Origin of the sequence: Pseudoxanthomonas sp. Root65, assembly GCF_001427635.1 — a bacterium.
Classification (GTDB): domain Bacteria; phylum Pseudomonadota; class Gammaproteobacteria; order Xanthomonadales; family Xanthomonadaceae; genus Pseudoxanthomonas_A.
On record NZ_LMHA01000003.1, the window covers coordinates 95,678 to 113,434 of the forward strand.

Consider the following 17,757-nt stretch of genomic DNA (forward strand, 5'->3'; position numbering starts at 1 on the left):
AGCAGGGGCCGAAGGCCTACGTGCCCGTGCTTTTGCCTTTGCTTTCACGAATCCCGAATCACCAATCCCGAATCCCGTCGCGACGCGTACGGCCGCTACAACGGCCGTACGCGTCGCGAATTCTTCGCCATCAATCCCATGGCCACGCGATGCGGCAGCAGTTTCACGATGGCGTGCAGCAGGTGATAGCGCCAACCGGGCACGACCAGCACCTCGCCGCGTTCGTTGCCCTCGATGCCGGCGCGCGCCACATCCGCGGCCTGCAACCACATCGTCGGCGAGACCCGCATCCGCGAACGGGTGCCGGTGACATCGTGGAACTCGGAGTAGGTGAATCCCGGGCATAGCGCGGTGGCGTGCACGCCGCGGTCCGCGTTTTCCAGCGCCATCGCTTCGCTGAACTTGACCAGGAAGCTCTTCACCGGCGCATACAGCGTCTGCCCTTCGGCGGCCGGCATCAGCGCGGCGAACGAGGCGACGTTGAGGATCCGGCCCTGTCCGGACGCGCGCAGGGCGGGCAGCAGCCGCCACGTCAGTTCGGACACGGCCGTCACCATCACCTGCAGGAACGCGGCATGCGCGGTCCAGTCGTTGCTGCGGTAGCGTCCCGGCATGCCGTAGCCGGCATTGTTGACGAGGATGCGGATCTGCACGCCACGCCGTTCCAGTTCGGCCACCAGCGCCGCGGGTGCGGATGGATCGGCCAGGTCCGCCGTCGCGATTTCCACCGGCACCTGCACGCGCAGTTCCGTCGCCAGCGCCTCAAGGCGATCCCGTCGGCGCGCGGTGAGCACCAGCGGGACGCCGCGCCGCGCGTACTCGCGGGCGATCTGCTCGCCGATGCCGCTGGAGGCGCCGGTGACCAGGGCGTAGCCGGAAGGAACAGCGGAGGAGGCATCGGACATGGCGGGGTCTGGGTACGGGATGGATTCCCGGCACGATAGCGCGGCCGGTAGGTGCGCCGTCCAACATCGGCTAGACTGCGCGGCCCCGGACTGGACAGGAATTGGTCTTATGCGTCGCAAGCTCGTGGCGGGCAACTGGAAGCTCCATGGCACCCGTGGTTTCGCGACCGCGCTGATGGACGAACTGGTCGCGGGCCTGCCGCTGGACGGCGTGGACCTGCTGATCCTGCCCCCGCTGCCCTACCTGGGCGAGCTGATCGAGGACTACGGCGACCGTGGCGTGGCCTTCGGCGCGCAGGACGTCAGCAGCAACGAGAAGGGCGCCTACACCGGCGAAGTCTGCGCGTCCATGCTCGTGGACGTGGGCGCGCGCTACGGCCTGGTCGGGCACTCCGAGCGCCGCCAGCACCACAACGAAAGCAGCGAATTCGTGGCCAGGAAGTTCCTGGCCGCCAAGCATGCCGGCCTGATCCCGGTGCTGTGTGTGGGCGAAACCGAGCAGCAGCGCAAGGACGGCCAGACCGAGTTCCGCGTCCAGAAGCAGCTCGACGCCGTGTTCGATCTGGCGGGCCCGCAGGCGTTCGAGGGCGCGGTCATCGCCTACGAGCCGGTCTGGGCCATCGGCACCGGCCTGACCGCCACGCCAGCCCAGGCGCAGGCAGTGCATGCGTTCATTCGTGGCGAAGTCGCCGCGCGCGATGCTAGAATCGCCGGCTCGCTGCCCCTCCTGTATGGCGGCAGCGTGAAGCCCGACAACGCCGCGGAACTGTTCTCGCAGCCCGATGTCGATGGAGGGCTGGTGGGCGGCGCTTCCCTGGTCGCCCGGGATTTCCTGGCCATCGCGCAGGCGGCGGCCGGTCGGGGGTGACCCCCGGCACGACCGGTCCATCGGGGCCGGGCGACTCAACCGGTTGAGACTGATTCCAAATGTGGATGTTGATCCTGAATGTGGTGTACGTGCTGGTGGCCATCGCCATCATCGCGTTGGTGCTGATGCAGCGCGGTTCGGGGGCCCAGGCGGGTTCCGGCTTCGGTGGCGGCGCATCCGGCACGGTGTTCGGCGCGCGCGGTGCGTCCAACTTCCTCTCCAAGAGCACCAAGTGGCTGGCCATCGCGTTCTTCGGCATCAGCCTGTTCATGGCGTGGTACGCGACGCATAGTGCGCGCCCGACCACCGAGCAGAACCTGGGCGTGATGTCGCAGCTGCCGGCGGCGCCGGCCGCACCGGCGGGCGAACTGCCCAAGCCGTCGACCGTGCCGAGTTCGCCGATCCAGTCGGCACCGGCTGCACCGGCCGGAACCGTTCCGGCGGCACCGCAGGAAACGGCGCCGGCGACGGAAACACCGCCGGTGACACCGCCGCAGGGCGGCTGAGGCCGGCTACAATGGCGGCGCGCGCAACGCGTCGCACAGGTTTCAATGCCCAGGTGGCGGAATTGGTAGACGCACTACCTTGAGGTGGTAGCGGCGAAAGTCGTAGGGGTTCGAGTCCCCTCTTGGGCACCAACAAGGCGGGTCGGCGGCAACGTCGTCCCGCATCGAAAGAACCCGCCTTCCGGCGGGTTTTTTCTTTTGCCGATGGCGGCGACAAGCGCCGGTAATCGTTTACTAGAGAGTTCACAAACCGTTACAATCCCGCCGATTCATCGGGCGCCCGGTACGTGTTGCGGAAGGGCGCCCGCAGAAGGTGGGCCCGATGGTTGCATCGACGGGCCGCCCGCGGCGCAGGCCTCGGGCGGGCGCTGCGAGCCCCATTCATGCCGTGCCGTGTCGTGCGCGCCGGCGGATAGGACAAGACGAGACAAGCGAGTGCTGGCCAATTACCTGCCCACCCTGTTGTTCCTGATCGTCGCCACCGGCATCGGCATCGCGCTGATGGTCGCCGGTCGCTTCCTCGGTCCGCGTCGTCCCGACGCCCAGAAGCTGTCTCCGTACGAATGCGGCTTCGAGGCCTTCGAGGACGCGCGCATGAAGTTCGACGTGCGCTATTACCTGATCGCCATCCAGTTCATCGTGTTCGATCTGGAAATCATCTTCATCGTTCCGTGGACGCTGGTGTTCCAGGAGCTGGGTCCGCGTGCGCTGGTCACGATGGGCCTGTTCGTGGGCATGCTCTTCCTCGGCTTTATTTACGTTTGGAAGAAGGGAGCGCTCGAATGGGAGTGATCCAGACCGTCGACCGTCTGATGAACAACCCGATCCCGGAAGGGCGGGTGGACGACATCCTGCGCCCCGAAGGCGACAACCCGCTGCTGGAAAAGGGCTACGTCACCACCAGCGTGGATGCGCTGATGAACTGGGCGCGCACCGGCTCGATGTGGCCGATGACCTTCGGCCTGGCGTGTTGTGCAGTGGAAATGATGCACGCCGGCACCTCGCGGCTGGACCTGGACCGCTACGGCGTGGTGTTTCGCCCGTCGCCGCGCCAGTCCGACGTGATGATCGTGGCCGGCACGCTGGTCAACAAGATGGCCCCCGCACTGCGCAAGGTCTACGACCAGATGCCCGAGCCGAAGTGGGTGATCTCGATGGGCAGCTGCGCCAATGGCGGCGGTTACTACCACTACTCGTACTCCGTCGTGCGCGGCTGCGACCGCGTGGTGCCGGTGGACGTGTACGTGCCCGGTTGTCCGCCCACGGCCGAGGCGCTGGTGTACGGCATCCTGCAGTTGCAGAAAAAGATCTGGCGTACGCAGACCATCGCGCGCTGATTCCTGTTGTTCCCTGACATCCCCCTTCAGAGCACGCCACGCCCCATGGCAGAGCAAGCTGCAAACTTCACCGACCAGCTGCGCGCCCGCTTCGCGGACGCCACGGTCAGCGTGGCCGAGCCGCGCGGCGAAATCACCCTGGAAGTGCCTTCGGCGTCCTGGCATGCGGTCTGCTTGGCGCTGCGCGACGAGTTCGGCTTCGAGCAGGCCGTCGATGTCAGCGGCGTGGACTACCTGGGCTACGGCAGTGCCGAGTGGGATACCGCCGACGTGTCGTCCGGCGGCTTCAGTCGTGGCGTCGAGGGCTTCGGGCCCGGTCGCTTCAACTGGGACCAGCGTCCGCGCGACGCCGCCCGCCCGAACCGCTTCGCCGTGGTGCTGCACCTGCTGTCGTACCAGCACAACCGCCGCGTGCGCGTGCGCTGCTTCGCACCGGACGACGGCCTGCCGGTGGTGGCGTCGCTGTGCGACGTGTGGCCGGGCCTGAACTGGTTCGAGCGCGAGGCGTTCGACCTGTACGGCATCATTTTCGAAGGTCATCCGGACCTGCGCCGGATCCTGACCGACTACGGGTTCGTCGGCCATCCGTTCCGCAAGGACTTCCCGCTGATCGGCAACGTCGAAGTCCGCTACGACGAAGAGAAGAAGCGCGTGGTGTACGAACCGGTCACCTCGGTCGAGCCGCGCGTCGGCGTGCCGCGCGTGATCCGCGACGACGCACGCTACCAGACCGCTGCAGGCGAAGCTGCTGCACGCGAGGGCAAGGCATGAGCAATCCGCAATCCGGCGTCGCGTTCGCCAGCAATCCTGCCGAGGGCAAGCAGGAAATCCGCAACTACACGCTGAACTTCGGTCCGCAGCATCCGGCTGCGCACGGCGTGCTGCGCCTGATCCTGGAGATGGACGGCGAGACCATCGTGCGCGCCGATCCCCATGTGGGCCTGCTGCACCGTGGCACCGAGAAGCTGGCCGAGTCCAAGCCGTTCAACCAGTCGATCGGCTACATGGACCGCCTCGACTACGTGTCGATGATGTGCAACGAGCACGCCTACGTGCGCGCCATCGAGACCCTGATGGGCATCGAGGCGCCCGAGCGTGCGCAGTACATCCGCACGATGTTCGACGAGATCACCCGCATCCTGAACCACCTGATGTGGGTCGGTTCCAATGCGCTCGATCTCGGCGCCATGGCGGTCATGCTGTACGCCTTCCGCGAGCGCGAAGAGCTGATGGACTGCTACGAGGCCGTCAGCGGTGCGCGCATGCACGCGACCTATTACCGCCCGGGCGGCGTGTACCGCGACCTGCCGGACCGCATGCCGAAGTACAAGGAATCGCCCTGGCGCAAGGGCAAGGCACTCAAGCAGTTCAACCAGGCGCGCGAAGGCTCGCTGCTGGACTTCCTGGAAGACTTCACCAACGAGTTCCCCAAGCGCGTCGACGAATACGAGACGCTGCTGACCGACAACCGCATCTGGAAGCAGCGCACCGTCGGTATCGGCGTGGTCTCGCCCGAACAGGCGCGTGCGCTGGGCATGACCGGCGCGATGCTGCGCGGTTCCGGCATCGCTTGGGACCTGCGCAAGAAGCAGCCGTACGCCAAGTACGACGTCGTCGATTTCGATATCCCGGTGGGCGTCAACGGCGACTGCTACGACCGTTACCTGGTCCGCGTGGCCGAGATGCGCCAGTCCAACCGCATCATCCAGCAGTGCGTGAAGTGGCTGAAGGCCAACCCCGGCCCGGTCATGGTGCAGAACTTCAAGGTCGCGCCGCCCTCCCGCGAGGAGATGAAGGACGACATGGAAGCGCTGATCCATCACTTCAAGCTGTTCAGCGAAGGCTACTGCGTGCCGGCCGGCGAGACCTACGCCGCGGTCGAAGCGCCGAAGGGCGAGTTCGGCTGCTACCTGGTGTCCGACGGCGCCAACAAGCCCTTCCGCGTGAAGTTGCGCGCACCGGGTTTCGCGCACCTGTCCTCGATGGACGAGATCGTGCGCGGCCACATGCTCCCCGACGTCGTCGCGATGATCGGTACTTATGACCTTGTCTTTGGTGAGGTGGACCGATGAGGGCCACGGGTAATTTCGAAGCGGCGCAGAACGTCGATCCGCTGGTGGCGTTGAGCGACAAGACGCGCGCGCACATCGATCATTGGCTGACCAAGTTCCCGCCGGACCGCAAGCGCTCGGCGGTGCTGCAGGGCCTGCACGCCGCGCAGGAGCAGAACGACGGCTGGCTGACCGACGAGCTGATCGCCGCGGTCGCCAAGTACCTCGACCTGCCGCCGGTGTGGGCCTATGAGGTCGCCAGCTTCTATTCGATGTTCGAGACCGAGAAAGTCGGTCGCAACAATGTGGCCTTCTGCACCAACATCAGCTGCTGGCTCAATGGCGCGCAGGACCTGGTGGCGCATGCGGAGAAGAAGCTGGGCTGCAAGCTGGGCGAATCCACCGCCGACGGCCGCGTGTACCTGAAGCGAGAGGAAGAGTGCGTGGCCGCGTGCTGCGGCGCGCCGGTGGTCGTGATCAACGGCCACTACCACGAGAAGCTGACGCCGGCGAAGGTCGACGAGCTGCTGGACGGGCTGGAGTAAGCGCATGGCAGGCCATTCACACTACTCAGAGGGCTACGGCCCGGTCGGCCCCGCTCCCAAGGAGCACCAGGCCGTTTACACCACGCTGCACTTCGACAAGCCGTGGTCGTACGAGAACTACCTGAAGACCGGTGGTTACGCCGCGCTGCGCAAGATCATCGAAGAGAAGATCCCGCCGGCCGACGTCGTCGAGATGGTCAAGCAGTCCGGCCTGCGCGGCCGTGGCGGTGCGGGCTTCCCGACCGGCCTGAAGTGGAGCTTCATGCCCAAGGGCGACATGCAGAAGTACATCCTCTGCAACTCCGACGAATCCGAGCCGGGCACCGCCAAGGACCGCGACATCCTGCGCTACAACCCGCATGCGGTGATCGAGGGCATGGCAATCGCCTGCTACGCCACCGGTTCCACCGTGGGCTACAACTACCTGCGCGGCGAGTTCCACCACGAGCCGTTCGAGCACCTGGAAGAAGCCACCGCGGAAGCCTACAAGCACGGCTGGCTGGGCAAGAACATCCTCGGCTCCGGCATCGACATCGACCTGTACAACGCGCTGGGCGCGGGCGCCTACATATGCGGCGAAGAGACCGCGCTGATGGAGTCGCTGGAAGGCAAGAAGGGCCAGCCGCGCTTCAAGCCGCCGTTCCCGGCCAACTTCGGCCTGTACGGTAAGCCGACCACGATCAACAACACCGAGACCTACGCCTCGGTGCCGGCGATCCTGCGCAACGGCGCCGAGTGGTTCATGAATCTGGGCAAGCCCAACAACGGCGGCTGCAAGATCTTCTCGGTCTCCGGCCACGTCGCGCGTCCGGGCAACCACGAGATCCGCCTGGGCACACCGTTCGCCGAGTTGCTGGAACTGTGCGGCGGCATGCGCGAAGGCCGCACGATCAAGGGCGTCATCCCGGGCGGCTCCTCGATGCCGGTCCTGCCGGGCGAGGTGATGATGGGCCTGACGATGGATTACGACGCCATCCAGAAGGCCGGTTCCGGCCTGGGCTCGGGCGCCGTCATCGTGATGGACGACACCACCTGCATGGTGCGTGCCTGCCAGCGCATCGCGCGCTTCTACTACAAGGAAAGCTGCGGCCAGTGCACGCCGTGCCGCGAAGGCACCGGCTGGATGTACCGCATGCTGACCCGCATCGCCGAGCAGAAGGCCACGCTGGACGACCTGCACATGCTGAAGGCCGCGGCCGGCCAGATCGAAGGCCACACCATCTGCGCCTTCGGCGAAGCCGCCGCGTGGCCGGTGCAGGGGTTCCTGCGCCACTACTGGAACGAATTCGAATACGCGATCGTCAACAAGCGCTTCCTGGTCGACGACCAGCGCGCCGGCACGGTCATTGAAAGCAGCAAGGTGGCCGCATGAGTGCGCAGCCCGTCAATCCCGGCCTGCCGCCGGACCACGTCACCGTCTTCATCGACGGCGTGGAGCTTGCGGCGCCGAAGGGTTCGATGATCATCCAGGCCGCCGACAAGGCGGGCATCCCGATTCCGCGCTTCTGCTACCACGAGAAGCTGCCGATCGCCGCCAACTGCCGCATGTGCCTGGTGGAAGTGGAGAAGATGCCGAAGCCGGCGCCGGCCTGCGCCACGCCGGTGATGGACGGCATGAAGATCGCCACGCGCAGCGACAAGGCGCTGAAGTCGCAGCGCAACGTGATGGAATTCCTGCTGATCAACCATCCGCTGGACTGCCCGATCTGCGACCAGGGCGGCGAGTGCGAGCTGCAGGATCTGTCGCTGGGCTACGGCCGTTCGGTCAGCCGGTTCCAGGAACGCAAGCGCGTGGTGCCGGACGAGGACATCGGTCCGCTGGTCGCCACCGAGATGACCCGCTGCATCCAGTGCACGCGCTGCGTGCGCTTCACCGCGGACGTCGCCGGCACCTACGAGCTGGGCGGCATGTACCGCGGCGAGAACCTGCAGATCGGCACCTACGACGGCAAGCCGCTCACCACCGAAATCTCCGGCAATGTCATCGACGTCTGCCCGGTGGGCGCGCTGACCAACAAGGTGTTCCAGTTCCGCGCCCGTCCGTGGGAACTGATCGCGCGCGAATCCGTCGGCTTCCATGACGCGATGGGCTCCAACGTGTTCTACCACTCGCGCCGTGGCCAGGTGCTGCGCACCGTGCCGCGCGAGAACGAGTCGGTCAACGAGTGCTGGCTGTCCGACCGCGACCGTTATTCGCACCAGGGCCTCTACGCCGACGACCGTGCGATGAAGCCGCTGCAGAAGATCGGCGGCGAGTGGCGCGAAGTGTCGTGGGCCGAAGGCCTGGCGGCCGCGGCCGAGATCCTGCGCGCCAACCGGGGCGACAGCCTGGGCGTGCTGGTGCATCCGGCGGTGTCGAACGAGGAGGGCGGCCTGCTGGCCAAGCTCGCCGACGGCCTGGGCACCGGCAACCTGGACCACCGCATCAACAACCGCGACTTCTCCGATGGCGCGGTGGCCGAGCCGTTCGCGCTGCCGCTGGCGGAGATCGAGCAGGCCGATGTCATCGTGCTGTTCGGCACCAACATCCGCCACGAACTGCCGCTGCTGCACCAGCGTATCCGCAAGGCCGTCCGCAAGGGCGCCAAGGTGCATGTGGTCAATCCGGTCGATTTCGACTTCGCTTTCAGCATCGCCGGCAAGCACATCGTGGCGCCGTCGAAGCTGGGCGCCGCGTTGAGCGACGCCGCGCTGCGTGAGGTCGCCAAAGCGGCCAACCGTGCCGTCGTGATCGTCGGTGGCATCGTCGAGAACCATCCGCAGGCGGCTTCGCTGCGCGCCGCCGCAGCGGACTATGCGTCCGCGGCCGGCGCGTCGCTGTGCCGCATCCCGCAAGGCGCCAATGCGGTGGGCCTGGCACGCCACGGCGTACTGCCGACCGGCCGCGACGTGGCCGGCATGTTCGCCGCGCCGCGCAACGCCTACGTCATCTACGGCATCGAGCCGGGCCTGGATTTCGCCGACACGCCGGCCGCAACGAAGGCGCTGGTATCGGCCAAGGTCGTGGCGTTCAGCCACTTCGCCTGCAAGTCCACGCGCGATGTGGCCGACGTGATCCTGCCGATCGGCCTGCTGCCGGAGATCGATGCCACGCTCACCAATCTCGATGGCAAGGAGCAGCGCACGCAGGCCGCCGGCAAGTTGCCGGGCGAAGCGCGCGAAGGCTGGAAAGTGCTGCGCGCCCTGGGTGGCGAGCTGCAGCTGGCCGGTTTCGAGTTCACCGATATCGCGGGTGTCCGTGCTGCCGTCGCCGGTGCAAAGTCGGTGGTCGTGGCGACATCCGACGCGCCGGCCAGCACGGCGGAAGGTCTGGAGCTGGCCGTCACCGCCGCGATCTACCGCACCGACGGCACCGTCCGTCGTGCCGAGGCGCTGCAGGCGCATCCGCTGAACGTGGGTGATCGCATCGTGATGAATCCTGCGGATGCGCAGGCCGCCGGTGTCGCCGAAGGCCAGATGGCCAAGGTCGGCAACGGTCTGGGTACCGCCGCGTTGCCGGTGGTGGTGGACGCGCGTGTCGCCGCGGGCGCCGCCTGGATCGAGAGCGGCTACGGCGCCACGGCGCCGCTGGGTGCCGGACGTGTCACGGTGGTGAGCGCATGAACGAATTGCTGATCAACGCGGTCGGCCCGCTGCGCGAGTGGTTCTTCGGGCTGGGCGACATCGGCATGGTGCTGTGGATCGTGCTGAAGATTCTGGCGATCGCCATGCCGGTGATCATCTCGGTGGCGTTCTACGTGGTGTGGGAGCGCAAGCTTATCGGCTGGATGCACGTGCGCCACGGGCCGATGTACGTGGGCATGGGCATCTTCCAGGCCTTCGCCGACGTCTTCAAGCTGCTGTTCAAGGAAATCATCCAGCCTAGCAGCGCGCAGAAGACCATGTACATCCTGGCGCCGCTGATCACGCTGGCGCCGGCCTTCGCCGCGTGGGCGGTGGTGCCGTTCGACTATCAGCTGGTGTTGTCGAATGCCAACGCCGGCCTGCTGTACCTGCTGGCGATGACCTCGCTGGGCGTGTACGGCATCATCATCGCCGGCTGGGCGTCGAACTCGAAGTACGCCTTCCTCGGCGCGATGCGCTCGGCCGCGCAGGTCGTCAGCTACGAGATCGCGATGGGCTTCGCGCTGGTCGGCGTGCTGATCGCCGCCGGCAGCCTCAACCTGACCGACATTGTGATGGCGCAGGCGGGCAACTCGGGCTTCTTCGAGTGGTTCTGGCTGCCGCTGTTCCCGTTGTTCATCGTCTACTGGGTGTCCGGCGTCGCCGAGACCAACCGTTCCCCGTTCGACGTGGTGGAAGGCGAGTCGGAAATCGTCGCCGGCCACATGGTGGAGTATTCGGGTGCGGCGTTCGCGCTGTTCTTCCTGGCCGAATACGCCAACATGATCCTGGTCAGCTTTCTGGTGTCGCTGTTCTTCCTGGGCGGCTGGCTCAGCCCGCTGCAGGGCTGGATCACCGCCGACGTGTCGCCCTGGATCAACTGGATCTGGACCGGCGGCTGGCCGTGGCTGCTGTTGAAGGTGCTGTTCTTCGCCAGCGCCTACATCTGGTTCCGTGCCAGCTTCCCGCGCTACCGCTACGACCAGATCATGCGGCTGGGCTGGAAGGTGTTCATTCCGCTGACCATCGCGTGGATCGCGGTGACGGCGTTGCTGGTGTTCTTCGGCGTGTTCGAGAAGGGTGTGTAAATGAACAAGGTTGTGCACTACTTCAAGAGCCTGATGCTGCTGGAACTGATGCAGGGCCTGTGGCTGACGCTGAAGTACACCTTCAAGCCGAAGTACACGCTGATGTACCCGATGGAGAAGTTCCCGCAGTCGCCGCGCTTCCGTGGCCTGCATGCGCTGCGCCGTTATCCGAACGGCGAGGAGCGCTGCATCGCCTGCAAGCTGTGCGAGGCGGTGTGCCCGGCGCTGGCCATCACCATCGATTCGGCTCCGCGCGAGGACGGCACCCGCCGGACCACCCGCTACGACATCGACCTGTTCAAGTGCATCTACTGCGGCTTCTGCGAGGAGAGCTGTCCGGTGGATTCGATCGTGGAAACGCACGTGCTGGAGTACCACTTCGACAAGCGTGGCCAGAACATCGTCACCAAGCCGCAGCTGCTGGCGATCGGAGACCGGCTGGAAGCCGAGATCGCCGAGCGCCGCGCCGCCGACGCCGCCTTCCGCTGAGGTCCAAAGAATGGATTGGGTCCTGATCAGTTTCTACGCCTTCGCCACCGTCGCGGTCGTCGCCGCCGGCGCGGTGATCAGCGTGCGCAACCCGGTGCATGCCGTGCTGTGCCTCATCCTGACGTTCTTCTCGGTGGCCTGCGTCTGGCTGCTGGTGGGCGCGGAATTCCTGGGTGTGGCCCTGATCCTCGTCTACGTGGGCGCGGTGATGGTGCTGTTCCTGTTCGTGGTGATGATGCTGGACATCGACGTCGCCGCCCTGCGCGAGGGCTGGGTGAAGTTCCTGCCCGTCGGCCTGCTGGTGGCGGTGGTGATGCTGGCGCAGATGCTGGTGCTGATCGGCATCAAGGCGAAGATGGCGGTGCCGTTCGCGGACAACGCCGCGTCGGCCGCGGCCGAGGTGTCCAACACAGCCTGGCTGGCGCGCACGCTGTTCACCGAGTTCCTGCTGCCGTTCGAATTCGCCGCCGTCATCCTGACCGTGGCCGTGGTGGCTGCCGTGATGCTGACGCTGCGCAAGCGCACCGGCATCAAGACGCAGGACCCGGGCGAACAGTCGCGCGTGAAGGCGCGCGACCGCATCCGCATGGTGTCGATGCCGGCCGAGAAGCCGGTGCGCGAGACCCCGGCCAGTGCGCCGGCGGACGGGGAGGGTAAGGCATGATTTCCGTAGGCCACCTGCTGGCGCTCGGCGCCGTGCTGTTCTGCATCAGCCTGGCCGGCATCTTCCTCAACCGGAAGAACGTCATCGTGCTGCTGATGTCGATCGAACTGATGCTGCTGTCGGTGAACATCAACTTCGTCGCGTTCTCGCGCGAACTCGGCGACCCGGCCGGCCAGATCTTCGTCTTCTTCATCCTGACCGTGGCCGCCGCCGAGGCCGCGATCGGCCTGGCGATCCTGGTCACCCTGTTCCGCACCCGGCGCACGATCAACGTGGCCGAAGTCGACACGCTCAAAGGCTGATGCACCGATGACCGGTATGGAAGTCCTCCTCTCCAAGAACGTGCTGCTGGCCATCGTGCTGGCGCCGCTGCTGGGCAGCATCATCGCCGGCCTGTTCGGGCGCTTCGTCGGCCGTGCGGGCGCCCACACGGCGACCATCCTGGGCGTGGCGGTCAGCTGCGCGCTGTCGTGCTGGGTGCTGTACCAGTTGGTGGCACTGGGCGCGTCGCCGTTCAACGAGAACCTGTACACGTTCTTCGAGGTCGGCAACATCAGCGGCCACGTCGGTTTCATGATCGACAAGCTGACCGCGATGATGATGGTGGTGGTGACCTTCGTGTCGCTGCTGGTGCACCTGTACACCATCGGCTACATGCACGAGGATCCGGGCTACCAGCGCTTCTTCAGCTACATCTCGCTGTTCACCTTCAGCATGCTGATGCTGGTGATGAGCAACAACTTCCTGCAGCTGTTCTTCGGCTGGGAAGCGGTGGGCCTGGTGTCGTACCTGCTGATCGGCTTCTGGTTCAAGCGCCCCACGGCGATCTTCGCCAACATGAAGGCGTTCCTGGTCAATCGCGTGGGCGACTTCGGGTTCCTGCTCGGCATCGGCTGCGTGCTGCTGATGTTCGGCACGCTGGACTACGCCACCGTCTTCGCCAACGCCTCGCTGCTGGCCGGCAAGGCCATCCCGGTATGGTCCGGTGCGGTCACCCTGTTCGGCAACACCTTCCAGGTGTTCGACGAGCCGGTGATCTGGTCGATGGCCACGCTGACCTGCATCTGCCTGTTCATCGGTGCGATGGGCAAGTCGGCGCAGGTGCCGCTGCACGTATGGCTGCCGGATTCGATGGAAGGCCCCACGCCGATCTCGGCGCTGATCCACGCCGCCACGATGGTGACCGCGGGCATCTTCATGGTGGCGCGCATGTCGCCGTTGTTCGAGTTGTCGCAGACGGCGCTGGACTTGGTGCTGTTCATCGGTGCGACCACCGCGCTGTTCACCGGCCTGATCGGCATCGTGCAGAACGACATCAAGCGCGTGGTCGCGTATTCCACGCTGTCGCAGCTGGGCTACATGACTGTGGCGCTGGGCGTGTCCGCGTACTCGGCGGCGGTGTTCCACCTGATGACGCACGCCTTCTTCAAGGCACTGCTGTTCCTGGCCGCCGGCAGCGTGATCATCGGCATGCACCACGAGCAGGACATGCGGAAGATGGGCGGCCTGCGCAAGTACATGCCCATCACCTGGATCACCAGCCTGATCGGCACGCTGGCGCTGGTCGGCACGCCGTTCTTCTCGGGCTTTTATTCGAAGGACATCATCATCGAGGCGGCGCACCATCATCAGGACGTCGCGCGCGAAGCCGCGCACGGCGCAGCCGAGATGGGGATGATGGCCGCGCAGCAGGGCGTGTCCAGCGATCCGAGCGCCTGGGTTGCCATCTACGGTTACTGGGCGGTGCTGCTGGGCGTGTTCATCACCAGTTTCTACAGTTTCCGTCTGCTGTACCTGACCTTCCATGGCAAGGAGCGCTTCCGTGACGCGCACGCCGACCATGGTCATGGCCATGACGCGCACCACGATGCGGCGCATGACGACCATTCGCACGACGACCACGGTCACCACGGCGCCCATGAGCCGCACGAATCGCCGTGGGTGGTGACGGTGCCGCTGGTGCTGCTGGCGATCCCGTCGATCTTCATCGGCATGTTCACGGCGGGGCCGATGCTGTTCGGTACAAGCTGGAATGATGCGGAAGTCCTGGTGACGCCGTTCTTCCAAGGTGCGATCGACTTCATTCGCAACGATCCGACGCAGGCAGTGTCGTCGCGCGATACGGTGATGGCGCTGATTGGCCATTGGCATGGTGCGATCAAGTTCGCTCTGCACAGCTGGGAAACCAAGGCGCTGTGGCTTGCGTTCTCCGGCTTTGCGCTGGCGACGTTCCTGTACCTGTTCAAGCCAGAGCTTCCGGGCAAGATCCGCCACAGCACGGTCGGCGCCTTCCTGACCAACATCCTGGACAAGAAGTACTGGGCCGACCACCTGTGGATCAACGGGTTTGCCGGCGGTGGCGTGAAGCTGGGCAAGGCCTCGCGCGCCTTCGATACGCACGTGATCGACGGCGCCGCGGTGAACGGCACGGCGAAGCTGGTCGATCTGGGCTCGCAACTGCTGCGCAAGACCCAGTCCGGCTACCTGTACCACTACGCGTTCGCGATGATCGTCGGCCTGATCCTGCTGCTGGGCGTCGTCATCAGGTTTTGGCAGTAACGACCCGGCGCCGCCCCGTGCGGAGCGTCCTGGCGAAGAACTCAACGGATAACACAACGTGTCGAACTGGCCCCTGCTTAGTGTTCTGATCTGGCTGCCCATCCTGGGCGGTGCGCTGGTGCTCGCCGTGGGCAATGCCCGGGCGGGTGCCGCCCGCTGGCTGGGTCTGGCGGTCGCGGTACTGACTTTCGTCTTCAGCATCGGCCTGCTGACCGGCTTCGACTACGCGAATCCGGGCCTGCAGTTCGTCGAGACGCGTGCGTGGATCCCGACCTTCGACATCCACTACAACCTCGGCGCCGACGGCATCGCGGTGGCGCTGCTGCTGCTCAATACGCTGATCACCGTGCTGACGCTGGCGGGCGCATGGGGCTCAGTGAACAAGCGCGTGGCGCAGTACGTGGCCGCGTTCCTGATCCTGGAAGGCCTGACCAACGGCATCTTCGCCGCCAGCGACGCGGTGCTGTTCTACGTGTTCTTCGAGGCGATGCTGATCCCGATGTTCCTGATCATCGGTGTCTGGGGCGGTCCGCGCCGCATCTACGCCTCGCTGAAGTTCTTCCTGTACACGTTCCTGGGCTCGGTGCTGATGCTGGTCGGCCTGGTGTACCTGTACATCAAGGGCGGCAGCTTCCAACTGGCCGACCTGTACGCGATGCCGTTGAACGCGAAAGAGCAGACGTGGCTGTTCTTCGCCTTCCTGATCGCGTTCGCGGTCAAGATCCCGATGTTCCCGGTGCACACCTGGCTGCCGGACGCGCACGTGGAGGCGCCGACCGCCGGTTCGGTGATCCTGGCGGCGATCGCGCTGAAGATCGGCGGCTACGGCCTGCTGCGCTTCAGCCTGCCGATCGTGCCGGACGCCGGCCATGAGTGGGCGATGTTCGTCATCGTGCTGTCGCTGATCGCCGTGGTCTACGTGGGCCTGGTGGCGCTGGTGCAGGACGACATGAAGAAGCTGATCGCCTATTCGTCGGTCTCGCACATGGGCTTCGTCACCCTCGGCATCTTCATCGCCTTCAGCCTGGTGCGCGACTACGGCAACCTGGATGGCGCGCGCCTGGGCCTGCAGGGCGCGATGGTGCAGATGATCAGCCACGGCTTCATCTCCGGCGCGATGTTCACCTGCGTCGGCGTGCTGTACGACCGCATGCACACCCGCATGATCAAGGACTACGGCGGCGTCATCAACACGATGCCGTGGTTCGGCGCCTTCTTCATCCTGTTCGGCATGGCCAACTCCGGCCTGCCGGGCACCAGCGGTTTCGTCGGCGAGTTCATGGTCATCCTGGCCAGCTTCCAGCAGCACCCGCTGATCGCTTTCTTCGCCGCCACCACGCTGGTGATCGGCGCGGCCTACACGCTGTGGCTGGTCAAGCGGGTGATCCTGGGCGACGTGGCCAACGCGCATGTCGCGGAGTTGCAGGACGTGTCCCTGCGCGAGGCGCTGGTGCTCGGCGGTTTTGCGGTCTGCGTGCTGGCACTGGGCGTGTATCCCAAGCCGCTGACGGACCTGATGGAGCCGTCGATCGCGCAACTGGCGATGCAGCTCGCCAACAGCAAGCTGTAAGGAAGAACCATGACGACGCCGATGCCCATCTCCGCCGCCGACCTGCAGCCGCTGCTGCCCGAACTGACCTTGATCGGTGGTGCGTTCGCGCTGCTGATGCTGGATCTGTTCCTCGACAACTCCCGTCGCATCATCACCCACACCCTGGCGCTGGTCGTCATGGCAGCCGTGGTGTGGATGCTGGCGACCGGCGTGGGCGGGCAGGGCAGCGTGTTCAGCGGCATGTTCGTGCGCGACACGCTGGCCGATGTCAGCAAGGTGGTGATCGTCGCGATCAGCGCGCTGTCGCTGGTCTACGGCTGGCCCTACCTGCGTGAGCGCAACCTGTATCCGGGCGAGGCCCCGGTGCTGGTGATGTTCGCCACCGCCGGCATGATGATGATGGTGTCCGCTGGCAGCCTGGTGATGGTCTACCTGGGCCTGGAACTGCTGGCGCTGTGTTCGTATGCGCTCGTCGCGCTGAACCGCGACGACGGCCTGGCGACGGAAGGCGCGATGAAGTACATCGTGCTCGGCTCGTTGGCCTCGGGCCTGCTGCTCTACGGCATGTCTCTCGTGTACGGCGCGACCGGTTCGCTGCACCTGCCCGCGATTTTCGACGCTGCGGGTGCCGCGCTGGGCGGCAGCAGCGAGGCGCGCATGCTGTTGCTGACCGGCGTGGTGTTCATGGTGGCCGGCGTGGCATTCAAGCTGGGCGCGGCGCCGTTCCACATGTGGCTGCCTGACGTCTACCAGGGCGCACCGACGCCGGTGACACTGTTCATCAGCGCGGCGCCCAAGCTGGCCGCCTTCGGCATGGCGTTCCGCCTGCTGCAGGACGGCCTGGGCCCGGCGGCGGCGCAGTGGCAGTGGCTGCTGGCCGGCCTGGCGGCGGCGTCGCTGGTGATCGGCAACGTCATCGCCATCGCGCAGACCAACCTCAAGCGCATGCTGGCGTACTCGACGGTGTCGCACGTCGGTTTCCTGCTGGTCGGCTTCGCCGGCGGCGGCGAAGTGGGCTATTCGGCGGCGCTGTTCTACGGGATCAGCTACGCCATCATGTCGGCGGCGGCGTTCGGCGCGATCATCGTGCTGTCGCGGCAGGGGTTCGAGGCCGACAGGATCGACGACTTCAAGGGCCTGAACGCGCGCAACCCGTGGCAGGCCGGCCTGGTGCTGTGCGTGATGGCCTCGTTGGCCGGCGTGCCGCCGTTCCTGGGTTTCTGGGCCAAGCTGGTGGTGCTGGGCGCGGCCGTCAACGGCGGGTTCCTGTGGCTGGCCATCGTCGGCGTGCTGTGCGCGGTGATCGGCGCGTTCTACTACCTGCGCGTGATCAAGGTGATGTACTTCGACGAGCCGGTGGGCGAGATTCCGCCCCCGCGTGCCGACCGCGTGGTGCCGGTGGTCTTCGGCGTCAACGCGCTGGCGCTGCTGGCGCTGGGCGTGGCGTGGAATCCGATCATGGCGTGGTGCAAGCTGGCGTTCGCCGGCTGAGCTGCGGCACGGTGGTTTTCGTCGGCCGATAGCGGCCGGCGGCGCGTGATGAACGCGATGTTTCAAGTTGGTGCATCACAAGGCTTGCAATGCACCGGC

The 17,757-nt window shown here is 66.0% G+C and carries 17 protein-coding genes and 1 tRNA gene; 17 read left to right on the top strand and 1 reads right to left on the bottom strand.

The genetic code is table 11. The annotated features are described in order from the left end of the window. Positions 1–95: 95 nt before the first annotated feature. Positions 96–905 carry an SDR family oxidoreductase gene (locus tag ASD77_RS15150; RefSeq protein WP_055943814.1) on the bottom strand — a complete coding sequence of 270 codons (810 nt, stop codon included), beginning with the start codon at positions 903–905 and terminating at the stop codon, positions 96–98. 109 nt (positions 906–1,014) lie between these two features. Between ASD77_RS15150 and tpiA the strand changes: the two genes are divergently transcribed. The 17 genes from tpiA to nuoN all read left to right on the top strand — a co-directional run bounded on the left by tpiA (position 1,015) and on the right by nuoN (position 17,658). Further along, complete coding sequence (tpiA, locus tag ASD77_RS15155) at positions 1,015–1,773, top strand: triose-phosphate isomerase (RefSeq protein WP_055943817.1); 759 nt, start codon at positions 1,015–1,017, stop codon at positions 1,771–1,773. Between the two features lie 59 nt (positions 1,774–1,832). After that, complete coding sequence (gene secG / locus ASD77_RS15160; protein ID WP_055943820.1) at positions 1,833–2,279, top strand: preprotein translocase subunit SecG; 447 nt, start codon at positions 1,833–1,835, stop codon at positions 2,277–2,279. Between the two features lie 47 nt (positions 2,280–2,326). Further along, positions 2,327–2,411 (top strand) — tRNA-Leu (locus ASD77_RS15165). A gap of 303 nt (positions 2,412–2,714) precedes the next feature. Then, a complete protein-coding gene (locus ASD77_RS15170) occupies positions 2,715–3,071 on the top strand; it encodes an NADH-quinone oxidoreductase subunit A (RefSeq protein WP_055943822.1) in 357 nt (118 codons plus the stop codon). Then, a complete protein-coding gene (locus tag ASD77_RS15175; RefSeq protein WP_055943825.1) occupies positions 3,062–3,616 on the top strand; it encodes an NADH-quinone oxidoreductase subunit B in 555 nt (184 codons plus the stop codon). The genes ASD77_RS15170 and ASD77_RS15175 overlap by 10 nt, the downstream gene beginning before the upstream one ends. Before the next feature lie 45 nt (positions 3,617–3,661). Further along, a complete protein-coding gene (locus tag ASD77_RS15180; RefSeq protein ID WP_055943829.1) occupies positions 3,662–4,387 on the top strand; it encodes an NADH-quinone oxidoreductase subunit C in 726 nt (241 codons plus the stop codon). After that, positions 4,384–5,688: an NADH-quinone oxidoreductase subunit D gene (locus ASD77_RS15185; protein WP_055943832.1), complete on the top strand. Its 1,305-nt coding sequence runs from the start codon at positions 4,384–4,386 to the stop codon at positions 5,686–5,688. Before ASD77_RS15180 ends, ASD77_RS15185 begins: the two co-directional genes overlap by 4 nt. Beyond that, positions 5,685–6,212, top strand: a complete 528-nt coding sequence (gene nuoE, locus ASD77_RS15190; protein ID WP_055943835.1) for an NADH-quinone oxidoreductase subunit NuoE — start codon at positions 5,685–5,687, stop codon at positions 6,210–6,212. Before ASD77_RS15185 ends, nuoE begins: the two co-directional genes overlap by 4 nt. A 4-nt stretch (positions 6,213–6,216) precedes the next feature. Continuing rightward, entirely contained in the window at positions 6,217–7,584 is a 1,368-nt protein-coding gene (gene nuoF / locus ASD77_RS15195; RefSeq protein WP_055943837.1) for an NADH-quinone oxidoreductase subunit NuoF, read from the top strand. Continuing rightward, positions 7,581–9,815 (top strand): NADH-quinone oxidoreductase subunit NuoG, encoded by a 2,235-nt coding sequence (nuoG, locus tag ASD77_RS15200; RefSeq protein ID WP_055943839.1) that lies wholly within the window; start codon positions 7,581–7,583, stop codon positions 9,813–9,815. The genes nuoF and nuoG overlap by 4 nt, the downstream gene beginning before the upstream one ends. After that, positions 9,812–10,903, top strand: a complete 1,092-nt coding sequence (gene nuoH, locus ASD77_RS15205; RefSeq protein WP_055943842.1) for an NADH-quinone oxidoreductase subunit NuoH — start codon at positions 9,812–9,814, stop codon at positions 10,901–10,903. Before nuoG ends, nuoH begins: the two co-directional genes overlap by 4 nt. After that, positions 10,904–11,392, top strand: a complete 489-nt coding sequence (nuoI, locus tag ASD77_RS15210; RefSeq protein ID WP_055943845.1) for an NADH-quinone oxidoreductase subunit NuoI — start codon at positions 10,904–10,906, stop codon at positions 11,390–11,392. Between the two features lie 10 nt (positions 11,393–11,402). Continuing rightward, positions 11,403–12,056 carry an NADH-quinone oxidoreductase subunit J gene (locus ASD77_RS15215; protein WP_055943848.1) on the top strand — a complete coding sequence of 218 codons (654 nt, stop codon included), beginning with the start codon at positions 11,403–11,405 and terminating at the stop codon, positions 12,054–12,056. Continuing rightward, positions 12,053–12,358 (top strand): NADH-quinone oxidoreductase subunit NuoK, encoded by a 306-nt coding sequence (nuoK, locus tag ASD77_RS15220; protein ID WP_055943851.1) that lies wholly within the window; start codon positions 12,053–12,055, stop codon positions 12,356–12,358. Before ASD77_RS15215 ends, nuoK begins: the two co-directional genes overlap by 4 nt. Before the next feature lie 16 nt (positions 12,359–12,374). After that, positions 12,375–14,615 carry an NADH-quinone oxidoreductase subunit L gene (gene nuoL / locus ASD77_RS15225; RefSeq protein WP_055944995.1) on the top strand — a complete coding sequence of 747 codons (2,241 nt, stop codon included), beginning with the start codon at positions 12,375–12,377 and terminating at the stop codon, positions 14,613–14,615. A gap of 58 nt (positions 14,616–14,673) precedes the next feature. Beyond that, positions 14,674–16,185, top strand: coding sequence for an NADH-quinone oxidoreductase subunit M (locus ASD77_RS15230; RefSeq protein WP_055943854.1), 1,512 nt, complete (start codon positions 14,674–14,676; stop codon positions 16,183–16,185). Positions 16,186–16,194: 9 nt separating this feature from the next. Then, positions 16,195–17,658, top strand: coding sequence for an NADH-quinone oxidoreductase subunit NuoN (gene nuoN, locus ASD77_RS15235; RefSeq protein WP_055943857.1), 1,464 nt, complete (start codon positions 16,195–16,197; stop codon positions 17,656–17,658). Positions 17,659–17,757: the final 99 nt, after the last annotated feature.